20 protein-coding genes are annotated in these 18,057 nt (G+C 45.5%); all 20 read right to left on the bottom strand.

Annotated elements, in window-relative coordinates; translation table 11 throughout:
• Positions 1 to 213: 213 nt before the first annotated feature.
• Positions 214 to 990: a GTP-sensing pleiotropic transcriptional regulator CodY gene (codY, locus tag ACH6C1_RS07195; protein WP_095223111.1), complete on the bottom strand. Its 777-nt coding sequence runs from the start codon at positions 988 to 990 to the stop codon at positions 214 to 216.
• Positions 991 to 1,007: 17 nt separating this feature from the next.
• Positions 1,008 to 2,396: an ATP-dependent protease ATPase subunit HslU gene (gene hslU / locus ACH6C1_RS07190; RefSeq protein ID WP_374075966.1), complete on the bottom strand. Its 1,389-nt coding sequence runs from the start codon at positions 2,394 to 2,396 to the stop codon at positions 1,008 to 1,010.
• A 2-nt stretch (positions 2,397 to 2,398) separates the two neighbouring features.
• Positions 2,399 to 2,947 (bottom strand): ATP-dependent protease subunit HslV, encoded by a 549-nt coding sequence (hslV, locus tag ACH6C1_RS07185; protein WP_095223109.1) that lies wholly within the window; start codon positions 2,945 to 2,947, stop codon positions 2,399 to 2,401.
• Positions 2,948 to 2,962: 15 nt separating this feature from the next.
• Positions 2,963 to 3,871 carry a tyrosine recombinase XerC gene (gene xerC, locus ACH6C1_RS07180; protein ID WP_095223108.1) on the bottom strand — a complete coding sequence of 303 codons (909 nt, stop codon included), beginning with the start codon at positions 3,869 to 3,871 and terminating at the stop codon, positions 2,963 to 2,965.
• Positions 3,872 to 3,939: 68 nt separating this feature from the next.
• Entirely contained in the window at positions 3,940 to 5,244 is a 1,305-nt protein-coding gene (trmFO, locus tag ACH6C1_RS07175) for an FADH(2)-oxidizing methylenetetrahydrofolate--tRNA-(uracil(54)-C(5))-methyltransferase TrmFO (protein WP_374075963.1), read from the bottom strand.
• A 169-nt stretch (positions 5,245 to 5,413) separates the two neighbouring features.
• A complete protein-coding gene (gene topA / locus ACH6C1_RS07170) occupies positions 5,414 to 7,492 on the bottom strand; it encodes a type I DNA topoisomerase (RefSeq protein ID WP_095223106.1) in 2,079 nt (692 codons plus the stop codon).
• A 149-nt stretch (positions 7,493 to 7,641) separates the two neighbouring features.
• Complete coding sequence (gene dprA / locus ACH6C1_RS07165; RefSeq protein ID WP_374075960.1) at positions 7,642 to 8,538, bottom strand: DNA-processing protein DprA; 897 nt, start codon at positions 8,536 to 8,538, stop codon at positions 7,642 to 7,644.
• A 60-nt stretch (positions 8,539 to 8,598) separates the two neighbouring features.
• The gene (sucD, locus tag ACH6C1_RS07160) at positions 8,599 to 9,501 is read right to left on the bottom strand and encodes a succinate--CoA ligase subunit alpha (protein WP_038560150.1); all 903 of its coding nucleotides are present in this window, start codon (positions 9,499 to 9,501) and stop codon (positions 8,599 to 8,601) included.
• 18 nt (positions 9,502 to 9,519) lie between these two features.
• Positions 9,520 to 10,680 (bottom strand): ADP-forming succinate--CoA ligase subunit beta, encoded by a 1,161-nt coding sequence (gene sucC, locus ACH6C1_RS07155; protein WP_095223104.1) that lies wholly within the window; start codon positions 10,678 to 10,680, stop codon positions 9,520 to 9,522.
• A 200-nt stretch (positions 10,681 to 10,880) separates the two neighbouring features.
• The gene (locus ACH6C1_RS07150; protein ID WP_095223103.1) at positions 10,881 to 11,156 is read right to left on the bottom strand and encodes an EscU/YscU/HrcU family type III secretion system export apparatus switch protein; all 276 of its coding nucleotides are present in this window, start codon (positions 11,154 to 11,156) and stop codon (positions 10,881 to 10,883) included.
• Entirely contained in the window at positions 11,153 to 12,928 is a 1,776-nt protein-coding gene (locus ACH6C1_RS07145) for a hypothetical protein (protein ID WP_374075957.1), read from the bottom strand. Before ACH6C1_RS07145 ends, ACH6C1_RS07150 begins: the two co-directional genes overlap by 4 nt.
• Before the next feature lie 15 nt (positions 12,929 to 12,943).
• Positions 12,944 to 13,720: a ribonuclease HII gene (locus tag ACH6C1_RS07140; RefSeq protein ID WP_374075955.1), complete on the bottom strand. Its 777-nt coding sequence runs from the start codon at positions 13,718 to 13,720 to the stop codon at positions 12,944 to 12,946.
• Between the two features lie 82 nt (positions 13,721 to 13,802).
• Positions 13,803 to 14,654, bottom strand: a complete 852-nt coding sequence (gene ylqF / locus ACH6C1_RS07135) for a ribosome biogenesis GTPase YlqF (protein ID WP_374075953.1) — start codon at positions 14,652 to 14,654, stop codon at positions 13,803 to 13,805.
• A 14-nt stretch (positions 14,655 to 14,668) separates the two neighbouring features.
• Positions 14,669 to 15,226 (bottom strand): signal peptidase I, encoded by a 558-nt coding sequence (lepB, locus tag ACH6C1_RS07130; protein WP_095223099.1) that lies wholly within the window; start codon positions 15,224 to 15,226, stop codon positions 14,669 to 14,671.
• An 86-nt stretch (positions 15,227 to 15,312) separates the two neighbouring features.
• A complete protein-coding gene (rplS, locus tag ACH6C1_RS07125) occupies positions 15,313 to 15,657 on the bottom strand; it encodes a 50S ribosomal protein L19 (RefSeq protein ID WP_038560133.1) in 345 nt (114 codons plus the stop codon).
• A 130-nt stretch (positions 15,658 to 15,787) separates the two neighbouring features.
• Complete coding sequence (trmD, locus tag ACH6C1_RS07120; protein ID WP_095223098.1) at positions 15,788 to 16,516, bottom strand: tRNA (guanosine(37)-N1)-methyltransferase TrmD; 729 nt, start codon at positions 16,514 to 16,516, stop codon at positions 15,788 to 15,790.
• Positions 16,513 to 17,034 (bottom strand): ribosome maturation factor RimM, encoded by a 522-nt coding sequence (rimM, locus tag ACH6C1_RS07115; protein ID WP_095223097.1) that lies wholly within the window; start codon positions 17,032 to 17,034, stop codon positions 16,513 to 16,515. Before rimM ends, trmD begins: the two co-directional genes overlap by 4 nt.
• Positions 17,035 to 17,049: 15 nt before the next feature.
• Positions 17,050 to 17,433 carry a YlqD family protein gene (locus tag ACH6C1_RS07110; protein WP_095223202.1) on the bottom strand — a complete coding sequence of 128 codons (384 nt, stop codon included), beginning with the start codon at positions 17,431 to 17,433 and terminating at the stop codon, positions 17,050 to 17,052.
• Between the two features lie 71 nt (positions 17,434 to 17,504).
• Positions 17,505 to 17,732 (bottom strand): KH domain-containing protein, encoded by a 228-nt coding sequence (locus ACH6C1_RS07105; RefSeq protein ID WP_095223096.1) that lies wholly within the window; start codon positions 17,730 to 17,732, stop codon positions 17,505 to 17,507.
• A 14-nt stretch (positions 17,733 to 17,746) separates the two neighbouring features.
• The gene (gene rpsP / locus ACH6C1_RS07100) at positions 17,747 to 18,019 is read right to left on the bottom strand and encodes a 30S ribosomal protein S16 (RefSeq protein ID WP_095217635.1); all 273 of its coding nucleotides are present in this window, start codon (positions 18,017 to 18,019) and stop codon (positions 17,747 to 17,749) included.
• Between the last annotated feature and the right edge of the window lie 38 nt (positions 18,020 to 18,057).

The raw sequence follows: 18,057 nt of genomic DNA, 5'->3' as shown, positions 1-18,057 counted from the left end.
TTTTTATATAACCTGATTAAAATCTAATGTTTCCCTATTTTAGACAAGTTATCTTCCCTATAAATGTGTAATTTCTAAACACTTTTTCCTACACTAATCGGAAATATTTGTAAGGGCTTTCTATTTTACAAGCTCAAATATTTAAAACATAGTATAAGAGTCACAAATACAGCCAAATAAAAGAAGCAGGCTATTTGGCCTGCTTCTTCTGGTTTAGCTTGTATGTTTTTGTAATTCAACTAGGAATTTATTATTAAGGACTTTAATATAAGTTCCTTTCATTCCTAGAGAACGTGACTCGATAACTCCTGCACTTTCCAGCTTACGTAATGCATTAACGATAACGGATCGTGTAATGCCGACACGGTCTGCTACTTTACTAGCTACCAGCAAACCTTCGCTGCCGTCCAATTCCTCAAAGATATGTTCGATTGCTTCCAATTCACTATAAGAAAGAGAGCTGATCGCCATTTGTACAACGGCTTTGCTGCGCGCTTCTGTTTCGATTTCTGCTGTTTTCTGATGAAGGATCTCCATTCCGACAACTGTAGCGCCGTATTCAGCAAGCAGCAAATCATCATCACTGAAGTTTTCTGCAAGACGGCTAAGGATCAATGTACCGAGGCGTTCACCACCACCAATAATCGGTACAATTGTTGTCAAGCCACCCTGGAAAAGATCCTTGTTCTCGACAGGGAATGCTGTGTAAGGGCTGTCGATACCGATGTTAGCAGTTGTTTGCTGAACCTGGAATAGTCCTTCTGTATATTCTTTAGGAAATTGTCTTTCTTCGAGCATTTGCTTCATTCTGTCATTCTCGATTGCCTGGTTGATCGAAACGCCGAGCAATTTACCACGGCGGCTTACGATGAAGATATTACTCTCTATAACCTGTTGCAATGTCTCTGACATATTGTTGAAGTTGACAGCCTTTCCTGCTGTCTTTTGCAGCATAAAGTTTATATCCCTTGCTTTATCTAATAATTTCATGATTTCCTCCTGTAATGTTATAAAATATACTGACTCAGATCTTTGTTTTTTGCAATTGATGCTAGTTTGTCATCTACATAGCTCGGGGTGATCTGGATTGTCCCCATGGTAATATCAGCCGCTTCGAAACTCAAGTCTTCCAGCAGCTTTTCCAAGATTGTATGCAGACGGCGAGCACCGATATTATCAGTTTCCTGGTTCACTTCAAAAGCCACTTCAGCTAGTCTGGTAACAGCTTCGTCCGTAAACTCCACATTTATACCTTCTGTTTCCAATAAAGCCTTATATTGCTTCAGCAAAGCGTTGGAAGGCTCGATAAGGATCTTCTTGAAATCCTCGACCGATAGTTTCTCCAATTCAACACGGATCGGGAAACGTCCCTGCAGCTCCGGAATAAGATCTGAAGGCTTTGCCATATGAAAGGCGCCTGCTGCGACGAATAGAATGTGATCTGTCTTAACAGGACCGTACTTTGTAGTCACAGTAGAACCTTCTACGATTGGAAGAATGTCTCGCTGGACACCTTCTCTGGATACATTAGCACCTTGGTCGCCTTTGGCAGCGACTTTATCGATCTCATCGATGAAGATGATGCCAGCTTGTTCCACAAGCTGTACCGCTTCCTGTGATACTTCGTCCATATCGATCAGCTTTTGCGCTTCCTGCTGAACAAGAAGCGGCCGTGCTTCAGATACAGGCAAACGACGCTTTTTCTTCTTCTTCGGCATGAATTGTCCTAAAGCATCCTGCATATTCATTCCCATTTGCTCCATACCGGAACCTTGGAGCATATCAAACATCGAGGATTGCTGCTCCTCAATCTCTATTGTCACCATCGTGTCTTCCAGCTCGCCCATTTCGAGCATCCGCTCGGTACGAGCTCGTTTGGATTCGATTTCATCAGAAGGTTTTTCTTCTTGCTCTTCACTCTGCTGCTGATTAAAGAGCATCTCGAATGGATTCTTGAAATTGTTCGGCTGCTTTTTAGTTTCAGGTACAAGCAGCTTGACGAGGCGCTTCTTAGCTTGTTCCCCTGCTTTATCCTGTACAGCTTCCATCTTGTTTTCCCGGACAAGCCGTACGGATGCTTCAGCCAAATCCCGCACCATCGATTCTACATCACGGCCGACATAACCGACTTCTGTGAACTTTGTAGCTTCCACTTTAATAAAGGGTGCCCCAACCAGCTTCGCCAGCCTTCTGGCGATTTCTGTTTTACCAACACCTGTCGGCCCGATCATCAGAATATTCTTCGGTGTTATCTCATCGCGCAATTCGCTATCGAGCTGCATGCGGCGATAACGGTTCCGTAATGCCACGGCTACTGATCTCTTTGCATTTTGCTGACCAATGATATAACGATCCAGCTGCGCTACGATTTGTTTCGGGGTCAAATTAGCCTCCATCATTACGCCTCCAATGTCTCCAACGTGATTTGATCGTTCGTGAATACACAGATCTCTCCAGCTATCTCAAGGGCAGCCCGAGCAATTTCAGCTGCAGACTTCTCTTCTGAGTATCTTTTCAGTGCGCGTCCTGCGCTTAAAGCAAAATTGCCGCCTGAGCCGATAGCCAGAATATCATCATCTGGTTCAATGACTTCCCCAGTCCCTGATACAAGGAACATTTGCTCTTTGTTCATCACGATAAGCATCGCTTCCAGCTTCCGAAGGACTTGGTCACTGCGCCATTCCTTCGCCAATTCCACTGCCGCCCTGGCGAGGTTGCCATTATAAGCTTCCAGTTTCCCCTCGAACTTCTCAAATAGCGTGAACGCATCAGCTACGGAACCAGCGAAACCTGCCAGCACCTGGCCTTTGAATAGCCTTCTGACTTTTTTTGCTTTATGCTTCATGACAACTTGGTTGCCGAGTGTCACCTGTCCATCTCCAGACATCGCGCACTCACCTTTATGACGTACGGCGAAAATAGTGGTGGCATGAAATTCCGAACTCATGGCTTTCCATCTCCTTTATTCCCGATTCGCTCTCGGATGGGTATTCATATATATCGTACGCAGCCGATCTTTCGTCACATGCGTATAAATCTGTGTAGAGGACAGATGCTCATGACCAAGTAGTTCCTGCACAGCACGCAAATCAGCACCTTCATTCAGCATGTGCGTGGCAAATGTGTGGCGCAGCTTGTGCGGATGCAGGTGCATATGTACAGCGGACTGCTCAACCAGTTTATTCAGGATGAGACGAATCCCCCGTTCCGTAATCGGTTTTCCTCTGCTGTTCAAAAACAGTTTATCGGTATCTTCCTTCGCCTTTTCCAAAAGACGATTGCGTCCATCCTGTAAATATCTCTGAATTGCTCTTTCCATGAAACTGCCGAACGGAACATATCTCTCCTTACGTCCCTTCCCGCGGACTAGCACGGTCCCTATTGACAAATCTATATCGCCCAATGCAATGCCAGCACATTCACTGACACGCATACCAGTGCCATATAAACATTCAAGGATAGCTTGATCCCGTTGCCCCAGCGGGGATTCCAAATCGGAGGCGTCGAACAGTTTCTCTAGCTCCTGTTCGTATAGGAAGCTTGGTACATAAGCAGGCGCCTTTGGCTGAACCAGCCGCAGAAATGGGTTTGCTGCAACAATATCTTCCCGCTCCAGGAATTTGTAAAAAGAACGAAGGCTGGATATCTTACGTGATACCGTTCGTCTTGACAGCTTTTTCTCATATAATTGTGTAAGGAATACGCGTACTACACTTGGATCTACTTGTTCAAACGAAATAGATTCCGAATGCAGGAATTCCAGGAAAAAATTCACATCATTCAGATAATAGTAAACCGTATGCGGGGAAGCATGTTTCTCCACCTGCAGATAAGATTTGAACTCTTGTACGAACTGTTCTGCGTTTTTCATTTTTAATCGCCTCACTTCAAGCGTATAAAGCTTATCACAACTTCAAGCACAGAAGCAAACGTTAAAAGTCAAATTGTAGAAAAATTCTGAATTGAAGCCAGCGCTCGGTCAGCATAAGCCCGATTGCGATCATGCTTATTTCTGATCGTTTTGTCCAATTCTTTGATCAGACCGAAGTTAGCGTTCATCGGCTGAAAATTCTTACTGTTCGTATGCGTGATATAGTGCGCAAGACTTCCGATGACAGTTTCCTGCGGCAGAACGACAGGTGCTTCTCCTGCGGCTATTTTAGCTGCATTGATGCCTGCAAGCAAACCTGATGCAGCAGACTCGACATACCCTTCCACACCTGTCATCTGACCGGCAAATAACAGATCATCACGATCTTTATATTGATACGTCGGACGCAGCAAGTCCGGAGAATTTAGGAAGGTGTTGCGATGCATCACACCATAGCGGACAATTTCTGCTTCCTCCAAACCAGGAATTAAACGGATCACTTCTTTTTGCGGACCCCATTTAAGGTGAGTCTGGAAACCGACGAGGTTATAAAGTGTTCCTGCAGCGTCATCCTGACGAAGCTGAACGACTGCATATGGCTTTTTCCCAGTTTTCGGATCTTCCAATCCTACCGGTTTCAATGGACCGAAGAGCATTGTCTTTTCTCCGCGTTCTGCCATTACTTCAATCGGCATGCAGCCTTCGAAATAAATCTCCTTCTCGAACTCTTTCAAAGGTACCGTTTCAGCTGAAATAAGAGCTTGATAGAAACGATTGAATTCTTCTTTCGTCATCGGACAGTTCAAATATGCAGCCTCACCTTTATCATAGCGTGATTTGAGGTACACTTTGTCCATATTGATGCTGTCCTTTTCAATGATTGGAGCAGCTGCATCATAGAAGTAGAAATATTCTTCCCCTGTAAGATCCTTTAAAGCATTGGAAAGATCTGCAGATGTTAGCGGACCAGTAGCGATAATGACCGGACCTTCAGGAATTGAAGCAATCTCTTCATTATAAACCGTAACATTCGGATGGTTCTTTACGTGTTCCGTTACAAATGCACTGAACTCATGACGATCCACTGCCAATGCCCCGCCAGCTGGAATCTGGCAGTGATCTGCAGCTTTAATGATAATGGAGTCCAACTGCCGCATTTCTTCCTTTAGAACTCCGACTGCATTCGTAAGGCTGTTTGCCCGCAAAGAGTTGCTGCATACAAGTTCAGCAAACTTATCAGTATGGTGGGCCGCTGTCTGCTTAATAGGCCGCATTTCATATAGACGAACTTTGACGCCGCGCTTTGCCAGCTGCCAAGCCGCTTCACTGCCAGCAAGTCCTGCGCCGATAACGGTTACGAATTCGTTTGTCATCTCGGTATTTCCCCCTCAAGTGTGTCAAGCAAAATCCCTTTCCAATCCGTTATTATAGACCTCGTATAAAACTGTGTCAAATTATTTCCGGTTCCTGCTCTTGTTTTCACAAAGTCTTAACAATTCAAACAAAAGACTCCGGCTTTCCTTAAGCCGGAGTCTTCTTGTACTACTGCTGAACTTCTTCTTTATAGTCGCAGCTGGAGCATGTAATCTGCGTTCCTTTTTTCGCTTTCTTTTCGACAAGCATGGAAGCACATTTTGGACATGGTCTGGAAATAGGTTTATCCCAGCTGAGGAAATCACAGTCCGGATAGCGATCACAGCCGTAGAATACGCGATTCTTTTTCGACTTACGTTCGACAACTTCGCCTTCTTTACATTTCGGACATGTAACCCCGATTTTTTTCAAAATCGGCTTCGTATTGCGGCAATCCGGGAAATTGGAACAAGCGAGGAACTTGCCGTAGCGTCCCATCTTGTATACCATCCCATGTCCGCATTCCTCACAGTCGATGCCGGCCGGTTCATCCCGTATTTCGATTTTCTCCATTTCCTGCTCTGCTTTTTCCAGCCTCACATCGAAGCCTTTGTAAAACTCATCAATGATCGTGACCCACTGTGTTTTGCCATCCTCGATATGGTCAAGGTCTTCCTCCATCTTCACCGTGAACTCCAAATCAATGATTTCCGGGAAGAATTCCTCCAGGATATCGATAACAATTTCTCCTAGTTCAGTCGGCACGAAACGCTTATTGTCCAGCGTGACATAGCCGCGGCGCTGAATAGTATCCAGTGTCGGTGCAAAAGTAGATGGGCGGCCGATTCCCTGCTCTTCCATCGTACGGACCAGCCGAGCTTCTGTATAGCGTGGAGGCGGCTGTGTGAAGTGCTGGTTCGGTGTGATCTCTTCCGCCTTCACTGTCATGCCTTCTTCCAGATTCGGAAGCAGCCTGTCTTTTTCGCTCTTGTTATCATCGTTGCCTTCTACATACACCTTCATGAACCCTTTGAATTTAACCTTGGATCCTGTAGCTCGGAACTCTACCCCTTCATTTACAAGATGGACGGTCATCGTATCCAGGACAGCCTGTGACATCTGGCTTGCGATGAAACGTTCCCATATAAGCTTGTAAAGTCTGAATTGATCACGTGACAGAATCGCCTTCACGCTGTCAGGGTGACGGAACGCTGATGTTGGACGAATACCTTCATGGGCGTCCTGTGCACCTTCGGTTTGTTTCGTTTTGGCGCCTGAACCAAGGAACTCCTCGCCATATGTCTCTTTGATGTAATTAGCTGATTCTTCTTTGGCAGTGTTGGAAATACGCGTGGAGTCGGTACGCATATAAGTGATCAAACCTGTGATACCGCCCTCTTTTTTACCCAAATCTATACCTTCATAAAGCTGCTGCGCCACCATCATTGTCTTACGGGCTCGGAAATTGAGTTTGCGTGCCGCTTCCTGCTGCAGGGAAGAAGTCGTGAACGGAGCTGCTGGGTTTCGTTTGCGTTCCCTTTTGTTCACTTTATCGACTTGGAAATCTTTCCCGTTCAATTTACCAAGAATCTCATTGACTTCTTCTTCGGACGCGAGGCCAACCTTCTCCCCATCAACTCCGTAAAATGCTCCTTCAAAGCTGTCTTTGCCGGATTGGAAAGCGGCATCGATCGACCAGTACTCTTCTGGAATGAATTCTTTGATTTCATTTTCACGATCCATGATCATCTTAACGGCTACAGATTGGACGCGGCCCGCACTTAAGCCTTTCTTCACTTTCTTCCATAACAGCGGGCTGATATTATAACCGACCAGTCGATCCAGGATACGTCGTGCCTGTTGGGCATCGACTAAATCCATATCGATGCTGCGCGGATGTTTGAACGATTCCTTGATCGCATCCTTTGTGATTTCATTAAAGACCACACGGCAATCAGAAGTTTCATCGATGTTCAAGCTATGTGCCAAGTGCCAAGCAATAGCTTCTCCTTCGCGATCGGGGTCGGCTGCGAGATATACTTTCTTAACTTTCTTCGCTGCACTTTTCAGTTCTTTAAGCACAGGCCCTTTTCCGCGGATGGTGATGTAGCGGGGTTCAAAGTCTTCCTCTACATTGATACCCATCTGACTTTTCGGCAAGTCCCGAATATGCCCCATGCTTGCTTTTACTTTATATTTTTTACCTAAATAACGTTCAATTGTTTTCGCTTTAGCTGGAGATTCCACGATTACAAGATAATCTGCCATATTGTTTCCTCCCAAGAGGTTTTCTTTTTCTGTTTATTTTTTATATATTGTCCGATAAATCTTCCCTATTATTAAATACTTATATTCCCTTTGTCAAACATAACTTGCTATTTTTTGTAACAGAGCATACATAATAAAACGAGTTTCTACTATATAAAGTGTATCCATTTTGACTTATTACGTTCCCATTCCTCTAGCAGCTGACCCGGTTCAAAAATGATTCCGGCTCCCTCTGAAATCATCTGATGACAGCCTGCTGTTCGGTCCTCCAGAGGATCTCCGGGTATAGCGAATACGTCTCTCCCCTGTTCCAGTGCATGCATAACGGTATGCATTGTACCGCTATGTTTTTTGGCTTCGACCACAAGGGTGCAGAAACCAAGTGCGCTGATGATTCGATTCCGCTCCGGGAAATGATACTGCTGCGGATGCTGATCAGGAAAATATTCACTTAGAACCAGCTGTGTGTCGGCTAAATTGTTAAATAATTCCCTGTTCGAGCGAGGATATAACTGACGCAACCCGCCTCCCAATACAGCAATAGTATTGCCATTGCTGCGAATTGCTGCGTGGTGTGCCATACTGTCGATGCCTTTTGCCATACCGCTGACAATTGTCCACCCTGCAGCAGCTAACGGATCCACAAAATAAGCCACTTTGTCAGCAGCAGATTTGGTTGGCAGACGAGTACCAACCACGCTGATTGCAGGCTGACTTCTAAGCAGCCCGATGTTACCAGCAGCATAAAGTACAAGCGGCGGGTCTGGTATATGCCTTAGCGCAACGGGATAAGCTTCATCAAGGCAAGTCAGAGTGCAAAAGGTCTGCATGTCCTGTTCCAAGGTGACACGATGCGTTTCGTCCTGCAGTTCATTGAACAAGGTAATTGCAAAAGATTCGGGGAGCTGATAATGACTCATCAGTTCTTGGAAGGATGAATGTAGAAGGATGTCCAATTGAGGGTCAAGTGTGAGGATTCGCTGCATGATTTTACGTCGTCCCCGCAGCACTCGGTGCAGCAACAATAATCTTTTACGTTTCTCCAATTTTCCACTCCTGTCTGAAAAAGATAAGAAAGCGGACCGATTGATCGGTCCACTTTCATCTTAATGCGTTTGACAGATTTCGTACAGTCCCTTTTCTTTCAGCACTTCAATCAAAGTCTCTCCCATAACTGCCGGTGTATCCGCAACTTTTACACCGCAAGCTTCCAAGACCTTGATTTTTTCGTCTGCTGTGCCTTTTCCACCGGAAATGATGGCACCAGCATGACCCATACGTTTGCCTGGAGGTGCTGTTGCACCGCCGATGAAGCCGACGACAGGTTTATTCATATTTTGACGGATCCATTCGGCTGCTTCTTCTTCTGCTGTACCGCCGATTTCTCCAATCATGATGACCGCTTTCGTCTCCCTGTCTTCATTGAATGCTTTTAAAACATCGATGAAATCAGTTCCGTTCACTGGGTCTCCACCGATACCTACCGCGGTAGATTGACCAATGCCAGCCTGGGTGAGCTGATGCACTGCTTCATACGTCAATGTTCCAGAGCGTGACACAACACCGATATGTCCTTTTTTATGGATATATCCAGGCATGATACCGATTTTACACTCTTCCGGTGTGATGACACCTGGGCAGTTCGGACCGATCAATCTTGTCTTTTTGCCTTCCATCGCACGTTTTACTCGAACCATGTCCATAACTGGAATATGCTCCGTAATACAGATGACCAGATCAAGCTCCGCATCCACAGCTTCCAAAATCGCGTCAGCTGCAAAAGCTGCTGGGACATAAATTACAGAAGCAGTAGCACCTGTTTCGTGAACAGCCTCTTTTACTGTATTATATACAGGCACACCTTCTACTTCGGTTCCGCCTTTTTTCGGCGTGACACCGGCAACAATCCGGGTGCCGTATTCAATCATCTGCTTCGTATGGAAAAGCGCAGTGGACCCCGTAATACCCTGTACGAGCACTCTTGTTTCCTTATTTATAAAAACACTCATGAATATATACCTCCCCCGTTAGTTTACAAGTGCGACGATTTTTTCTGCTGCATCTGCCATGGACGCTGCTGATGTAATATTCAATCCGGACTCCTCGAGCAGCTTCTTACCCTGCTCTACGTTCGTTCCTTCCAAACGTACGACAAGCGGAATATCCAATCCTACTTGACGGGATGCACTGATTACACCTTCTGCAATAACGTCACACTTCATAATGCCGCCGAAGATATTGACTAAGATACCTTTAACATTTTGATCAGCAAGAATGATCTTGAAGGCCTCGGTCACTTTTTCAGTCGTAGCACCGCCCCCAACATCGAGGAAGTTAGCGGGATCTCCGCCGTAATGCTTGATAATATCCATCGTTGCCATCGCTAGGCCGGCACCGTTTACCATGCAGCCGATATTCCCATCAAGGGAAATATAACTCAAATCATGCTTGGAGGCTTCTATTTCTTTTTCATCTTCTTCATCCAAGTCGCGAAGCGCGACAATATCTTTATGTCTGTATAGTGCATTTTCGTCAAAGTTCAGTTTGGCATCGAGTGCCAATACTTGACCGTCGCCAGTTGTAACGAGCGGATTAATCTCAGCAATTGAGCAATCCTTCTCTACGAAAGCCTGATATAAGCTCATCATGAATCCGACAGCTTTGTTCAGTGATTCCGGCGGAATATTAATAGCAAATGCCAATCTTCTAGCTTGATAGCCAGTCAAACCGACAACAGGGTCGATCGCTTCCCGGAAGATTTTCTCCGGTGTCTCTGCTGCTACTTCCTCAATCTCTGTACCGCCCTCTTCAGACGCCATCATTACGATTCGGGATGTGCTGCGATCAAGAACAAGACCGATATAGTATTCTTTCTGGATATCACAGCCCTCTTCGATCAGAAGTCTTTTCACTTCTTTTCCTTCCGGGCCTGTCTGATGCGTTACAAGCGTCTTGCCTAAGATTTCCTCCGCGTATGTACGAACTTCATCCAAGCTTTTCGCTACCTTCACTCCGCCTGCTTTTCCGCGTCCGCCAGCGTGGATCTGCGCTTTGACAACGCATACATTTGTGCCCAGGCTTTCAGCCGCTTCCACAGCTTCCTCGACACTGAATGCCACTCTACCAGCAGGAACAGACACACCAAATTCACGTAAAACCTCTTTGCCTTGATACTCATGAATATTCATTCTGTACCCTCCCCGTCAGATTCCGTGCAAGACCATTGTAAACGATTTCTTCTGCAAAAGTCTACCAAAAACTATGGAAAAGACAGAATCTACATAAAACTTATAAGAGCGAATAAAGAAGGGGTTGCCTTTTCACTGAAAATTTATGAAAATGCTTTCATAAGAGAATTTATGGAAAAAGCGTTCCGCTAAACGAACGCTTATTTTCCTGCCTGCTTGTCTGCTTGGTAGATGAATGCAAAGACCTCGGCCACCGCTTCATAAAGATCTGCCGGAATCATCTCGTTTACCTTCAGCTCCGTCAATAGACCTACTAAAGCAGGATCTTGCTGTACTGGTACACCATTTTCTTCTGCACGTTTTATAATAGCCTCCGCTGTCAGACCTTTGCCGCTTGCTGTAAGCACCGGAGCTTGCTTTTTGGCAGCGTCATATTTCAAGGCCGCCGCTTGGCGGACATTCCTTTTCCCTGTCATATACGAAAGTCGACACCTTTCTGTTCGGTATGTACAGCATTCAAGCTTTTATCGAGACGGCTCGCGTCTTTCCCATTAGTGCTGACTGTATATTTTACAGAAGAAAGATGATAGCCGCTCGTATCAAGAGCAGTTTTCAGCTTATTCTGAAGCGGGCGCATGACTTGTTCTGTTTTTTCTGCTGCTGTATAAATATGCAGACTGACAGCCTTTTTCTGTACGTACATATCCACTACCATGTCATCAAGAAAAGATAGATGCAAATAAAACAAAATACGGCAGTGTTCAGAAGATAACTGTCCATCAGCTTCTTTTCTGCTCTCCATCTCCATGAGGATATCTTTATCGAACCCTAACGGAGCACCGGGAAGCTGCAGCTGAATGTAAGCCATTTGCTTATCATCCTGAACCTGAAGCAGCTGGCTTCCGGTTATTTGCTGAAGAAGCTGAGAGGAAAGCTCAGCTCTTTCATTGCCCTGGGCTGCTTGCTGCAGGAGCAAACCTTTCAAAGGAAGATCTGCAGCGTCCGCTTCGTTTAATGTTTGTTCATATGAAAAACCGGTCTGTCGGAAGATATCCTGCAACAGATTTTTGAAAAAATCTCCATCTTTGCTTTCCTCATTCATTTGAGTCACTTGGAGCAACTGAACTAGTTCTGTGCTCTTCGCTAGCAACTGCTGGTTTTCCATGTTCCCTTTTGTCAGCTGGCTGTATATTTCCTGAACCCTTGGAGCTAACTGGAACGGTTCCAGAGCAGTGCGCAGACTGGTGATCATCTCATCAGGCAAGGACCGGTCAGGGAACATACTAAGCAGCTGCCGTGCAGTCGACAGCGCATTCTGGAGCTTTTCTTGGGCAGCCGGAGACTGCTTGCTGACAAGCTGCATCTCGGACATGAAACTATCAAGTACTTCTGAAAATGGCAGTGAACGTGCTGATCTGTTTGATGAGCTTCCCGTGTCCGGTATTAACTGCTGCGGAGCACTCCTGCTTTCATCCATTTGTGCGCCATATGCCTGCCACTCTCCTTGCCAAGCAGCAAAGGTAGGCACAGCTGCCGAAAAAAATGGGCGGATAGCTTGATACATACTCTGTTTTCCTGCTTTTGCTTCTTGTACGATCTGCTGTACAAGCTGTTGTTCATGTACTGCTGGTCCAGCGGGTGCCAATTTCCCGAGTATCTGTTGAAGTGCTGTTGTTTTTTCACTCCCAGGAGCTATTGTACGGCTGAGCTCACGAAGGGAAGCCGTCATATCTTGTGACTGACGCGCTGAGACGGCCTGCAGGACATTTTCAGTCAAAGGCAGCTGTCGCTGAAGCATTAGCTGTAGTGATTCTTTTCTAACTTCTAAGGGCTGTAATTCTTTCTGCTGCAATAGAGCCAGTGCTTGTTTCAGCTGCGGCATCGTAAAAGCTGTTTGCTGCTTTAATAAGCCTTCTACCAAGCTAGTGTTTATTTTATTCGGTTTCATGCCTGCAAGCTCAATCAATTGAGAGACATCCGCTTGCTTCCCTGCTGTTTGGGGCAGGACCTGCATGAGAGGACGTTCGCCCCCTTCTTTCACTTCAAACCAGTAGGTGCTGCCTGCAGTCAGTGATGTCTGTAATTGTGCTATAACTTGCTGGGCCCCGATTTGGAGCAATGCCTTATTATCAGGAAAAAACTTCGTAATCCTTCCTGTTACGACCTCTCCAGGCCGGAAATTTCTTTCCTGTTGGGACTGCTGAGCTTGTTTGATAGTTTGAGAGCTTTGGATACTCAGATGATGCATAATGTCACTTCCTTCCTAGACGCGGGAAAGATCCTTAACAGGGGCAAAACTTAATCGATGTAATGGAGTGACCCCTTGCTTGCGTAATGCTTCCAGATGCTGCTTAGTCCCATAACCCATGTTATCTTTGAAACCATAACCTGGATAGGTTGTATCAGCTTCTTTCATCATTCGATCACGTGTCACTTTCGCAATGATACTTGCTGCGGCAATAGAGACACTGCGCTGATCTCCCTTGATCAATGATTCATAAGTACTAGCCAATTCAGGGAGCGGCATAGCATCTACCAGCACGTGTTCAGGCTGATATTCCAACTCATCTACAGCCTCCAGCATCGCTTGTTTTGCAGCTTGATAGATATTGATTTCATCAATTCTTTGGCTGGTTACGATACCTACTCCATAGGCAATACAATTGTCGATGATTTGCTCATATAAAAATTCCCTTTTTGCCTCGCTCAGCTGCTTGGAATCGTTCAAACCTGCTATGTAAGCATCTCTTGGCAAGATTACTGCCGCGGCAACTACCGGACCTGCAAGCGGCCCTCTGCCTGCTTCATCTATGCCTGCGATATACTGTTTTCCTTTTGCATAATAGGCATTTTCGAAGCTGCACATGCGATCATATTGCTCGCGAAGCTCCTGTTCCTTTACTTGTTTCCTTCTATGTGCATCCAGAAGTTTCTGGACACCTGTACGATGATCCTCCTGCCAGGATGAAAACATCTCTTCTGAAAATGTCCCTTCCTGTAAATGAGTCCGTATCTGCTGGATCGTCAATACATCTTTCATGCACAATCTCCCTTTTCTCTGTTTATCGGTTATGTAGACAAAAAATAAAGACATACATAAAAGAAATATGTATGTCCGTTCCTTACACTGTTGGCTTCTCAAATGTCACATTCGTAATCCGCTTACTGCGAAGATCCCGAATGATGATCTCATACGTTTTTTCATAATTGATTGCACCGCCAGCTTCAAGCGCACCTCTGAATTTGCCGATATGGGTAAACATTTCGACTGTGTCCATGGAAATATCCTCAATGGCATATCTTTCTGCAAGCTGCGTCGGATAGTGATCCTTCAAGTAATTGAGGATAAATGTTGCTACTTCTTCCATCGGCAATATTTGATCCTTGATCGTACCAATAGCAGCTAGCACCAACCCAACCTGTGGGTCCTCAAATTTTGGCCAAAGGATACCTGGTGTATCCAACAGCTCGAAATCCTTTTTCACTTTAATCCACTGCTGTTGTGTGGTAACACCTGGACGGTCGCCTGTCTTGGCGATCTTTTTGCTTGCAAGACGATTGATGAGTGTCGATTTCCCAACATTCGGTATACCGATGATCATCGCGCGACCAGGCGGGGGATTCTGCACACCTCTGCGCTTCCATTTCTCCCGTTTTGCAGCGTGCATATCATGCGCACGCTGGACAACGCGCTGAATGTCGTTCTTCTCATCAGCATTGACAGAAAGAGCCGGAGTACCTTGTTCCTCATAATATCGGATCCAAGCATCTGTTACCGATTTATCAGCCAAATCTTTCTTCATAAGTACTACCATTTTCGGTTTGTCGCCGAGCACTTTACGAAGCATCGGATTCTGTGATGCTTCTGGCGCTCTTGCATCCACCAGCTCGATGACAAAGTCTACGAGCTTCAGTTTTTCTTCTACTTCTCTTCTAGCTTTGGCCATATGGCCGGGAAACCATTGAATCGTCACGAGAAATGTTCCTCCTATTTTGTCAGACCGATGCGATCCAGCGGCCAGAACGTAAGCTGTACTTTACCGACAATCTGATCTTCCGGTATTAAACCGATGTATCTGCTATCGGTTGAGTTTCTGCGATTATCCCCGAGTACGAGCACATAGCCCTCTGGAATCTCCTCGTAATTGCCTGGCAGATCTTCAAGAGTGAAATCATTCGTCAAATTACCGCCATCCTCAAGCGCCGCTTTCTCACTGTCCAGATAAGGCTCATCCACGATTTCACCATTTATATACAATGTATCATCGATCATCTCGACATGATCCCCCGGCACGCCAATCACCCGTTTAATATAATCCTTCGATTCGGTAGCGTGGAAGACTATAATATCCTTCCGATCTGGTTCACCGAAACGATAGCTTATCTTATTCACGATCATGAAGTCATTATCATGCAAGGTTGGCTGCATGGAAGGTCCGTCAACTACAATCGGAGCAAACAGGAACATCCGAACGACCACCGCAATGATGACAGCGATGATCAGAGCCTTCAGCCAATCTAGCCATTCATTTTTCTGTTTGGCCATCTATAAGCCTCCAATTGTCTATTAGATCTATTTGGTCTATATAGCAAAAAAAAGAGCTTGACGAAGCAAGCTCTCTTTTCTGGTACTTAGCGGATTTCTTTAATACGAGCAGCTTTTCCGCGAAGTTTACGTAGGTAATAAAGTTTCGCACGACGTACTTTACCACGACGGCTAACTTCGATTTTTTCCAAACGTGGGCTGTGTACTGGGAAAGTACGCTCTACACCAACGCCAGAAGAAATCTTACGTACTGTGAAAGTCTCAGAAATTCCACCGTTTTGACGTTTGATAACGACACCTTCGAATAACTGGATACGCTCACGTGTTCCCTCTACTACTTTAACGTGAACTTTAACCGTATCTCCGGGACGGAATTCAGGATGATCAGCGCGAAGCTGTTCTTTTGTAATGTCATGAATTAATTCCTGCATTCTATTCAACTCCTTCTCACCAATGCTCATTCTCGCAATTATACGACAGCGGAACATCGTAATATGGCACTTACCGTTGTAAGCACAGCATTTAATATACCATACTTGGCTTATGAATTCAAAGTATTATTCAATCTTTTTGCCACTTTTTCACCTGATCTCGTTCTTTGTCAGAAAGCTCCGCATCCGAAAGCAGATCAGGCCGTCTTGTAGCTGTTCGATAAAGTGACTGTTCCCGGCGCCATGCTTCTATTCTGCCATGATCACCAGAGGTAAGCACCTCCGGCACCTGCATACCTCGGAAGTCAGCAGGACGTGTATAGTGGGGATGTTCCAGCAGTCCGGTCGAGAAGGAATCCTCAGGTGCAGAAGCAGCATTGCCCAATACGTCAGGCAGAAGACGGACTACACTGTCCATAACCGCCATCGCGCCGATTTCTCCCCCAGTCAGCACATAATCTCCGATAGAGATCTCATCTGTTACAAGATTTTCTCGAATGCGTTCATCATATCCTTCATAATGACCGCAAATGAAGATCAAATGCTCCTCTTTCGCCAGTTCCTCTGCTTTTTTCTGATTATACGGTTCACCCTGCGGACACATGAGAATGACCCGGGGCTTAGCTGACCCCTCTGTCACATGCTCAATCGCATCGAAGATCGGCTGCGGCGCCAATACCATGCCTGCTCCGCCTCCATATGGATAATCGTCTACTTTTTTATGCTTGTTTGTTGTGAATTCCCGGAAGTTCACCAGATTTGGCTGAAAGGCTCCAAGGTCTTGGGCTCTTTTCAGAATGGAATGCTGCAGCACGCCTTCGAACATTTCCGGAAAAAGTGTCAGAATATCGATTTTCATAGATCCAGCAATCCTTCCATCGGTTCAATGACGATGCGCTTACTATCAACATCGATCTGTTTGACGACTTGTTCGATATAAGGTATAAGTAGATCCTTCTGCTTTGGCCGCTGTACAACCCAGACATCATTAGCACCAGGTGACAGGATCTCTTTCACTTTTCCGAGGATTTCTCCATCAGCTGTCTCAACTGTACAGCCGATAATCTCGTGATAATAGAACTCATCCTCTTCCAAATCACTTAGCTGATCTTCACGGACTTTCAGGATACCGCCCTTCAATTCTTCCACTTGATTGATCGACGTATACCCTTGGAAAGTAAGCAAATCGAAAGTTTTATGCTTACGGTGTGTGTTTACAATCAGTTTTTGGGGCTTGCTGTTTTCATCTTGGAACCAATACAGTTCCTCTCCAGGCTCAAAGCGTTCATCGAAATCCGTGATCCTTACGACCCGGACCTCTCCAGCTATCCCGTGTGTATTGACGACTTTTCCTACATTAAACATTTTAATATCCATCGTTTTTCACCTTCATTATTCAATCCGGATGACAATGCCATCTTGGATGACGATTTTTTTCGTTGTAAGCTCGTCCCACTTCATGCCTACTTCAACTTCAACAAGAGCTTCAACCTCTTGGATCATGATCTCACTGCCAATGGGCAGCACGTCCAGCTGTGTAAGCTGGAATGCGATCGTAGCCGCTTTTTCCTCTCGCTTCCGGATTTCTGCCTGGAAACGCTTGTGCACATCCTGTTTGGACACACCTTGTTTCTTTTCGAGTTTCCGTTTCTCGAACAACAGCTGTTGACACTCTTGGTCAAGTTGACGCGCTGTCTTTTGAAGACGTTCTCTGATGGCTGCTTTGCTGGATTCAGTGATTACTTCATCGACGCGCAAGCTTCGGATAATCTTCATCGGACACCTGGCTTTCTGCTGGAAAAGCATTTTTTTACATTGTAAAAAAGGGAAAGGTTTCCCTCTCCCTTTTACATTATGTCCAGATAAATGCGTTTTTCATAATCAGCGGATGCAGCCCGCAGCACTGTGCGAAAGGCACGAGCATTGCGGCCGTCCTTGCCGATCACTTTGCCAATATCAGATTCATGCACCTGAAGCTGATAGATGACCTTATGCTGTTCTTCCCTTTGATGCACGACGATCTGCTCAGGAAAATCAACAAGCGGAGCAACCATCGCTTCAATGAGTGCTTTCAGAATCGATCAGCCCTTTACTTCTGGTTTTTTGAGTCGTGGAACTTTTTCAAGATTCCTTCGTTAGAGAAAAGGTTACGAACTGTGTCGCTTGGCTTAGCGCCTTTAGCCATCCAGTCCATAGCTTTCACTTCATCCAATTTAACCTCAGCTGGGTTAACTGTTGGGTTATATGTTCCGATTTGCTCGATAATACGTCCGTCACGAGGAGAACGAGAATCAGCAACTACGACACGATAGAAAGGGTTTCTTTTAGAACCCATACGTTTTAGACGAATTTTAACTGCCATGTTGTTGCACCTCCAAAATAATGTTTCTCACAAGATAT

This window comes from Terribacillus sp. JSM ZJ617, from assembly GCF_044383785.1.
In the GTDB taxonomy this organism is placed as follows: domain Bacteria; phylum Bacillota; class Bacilli; order Bacillales; family Amphibacillaceae; genus Terribacillus.
This window is presented reverse-complemented; position numbering and strand designations above follow the sequence as displayed.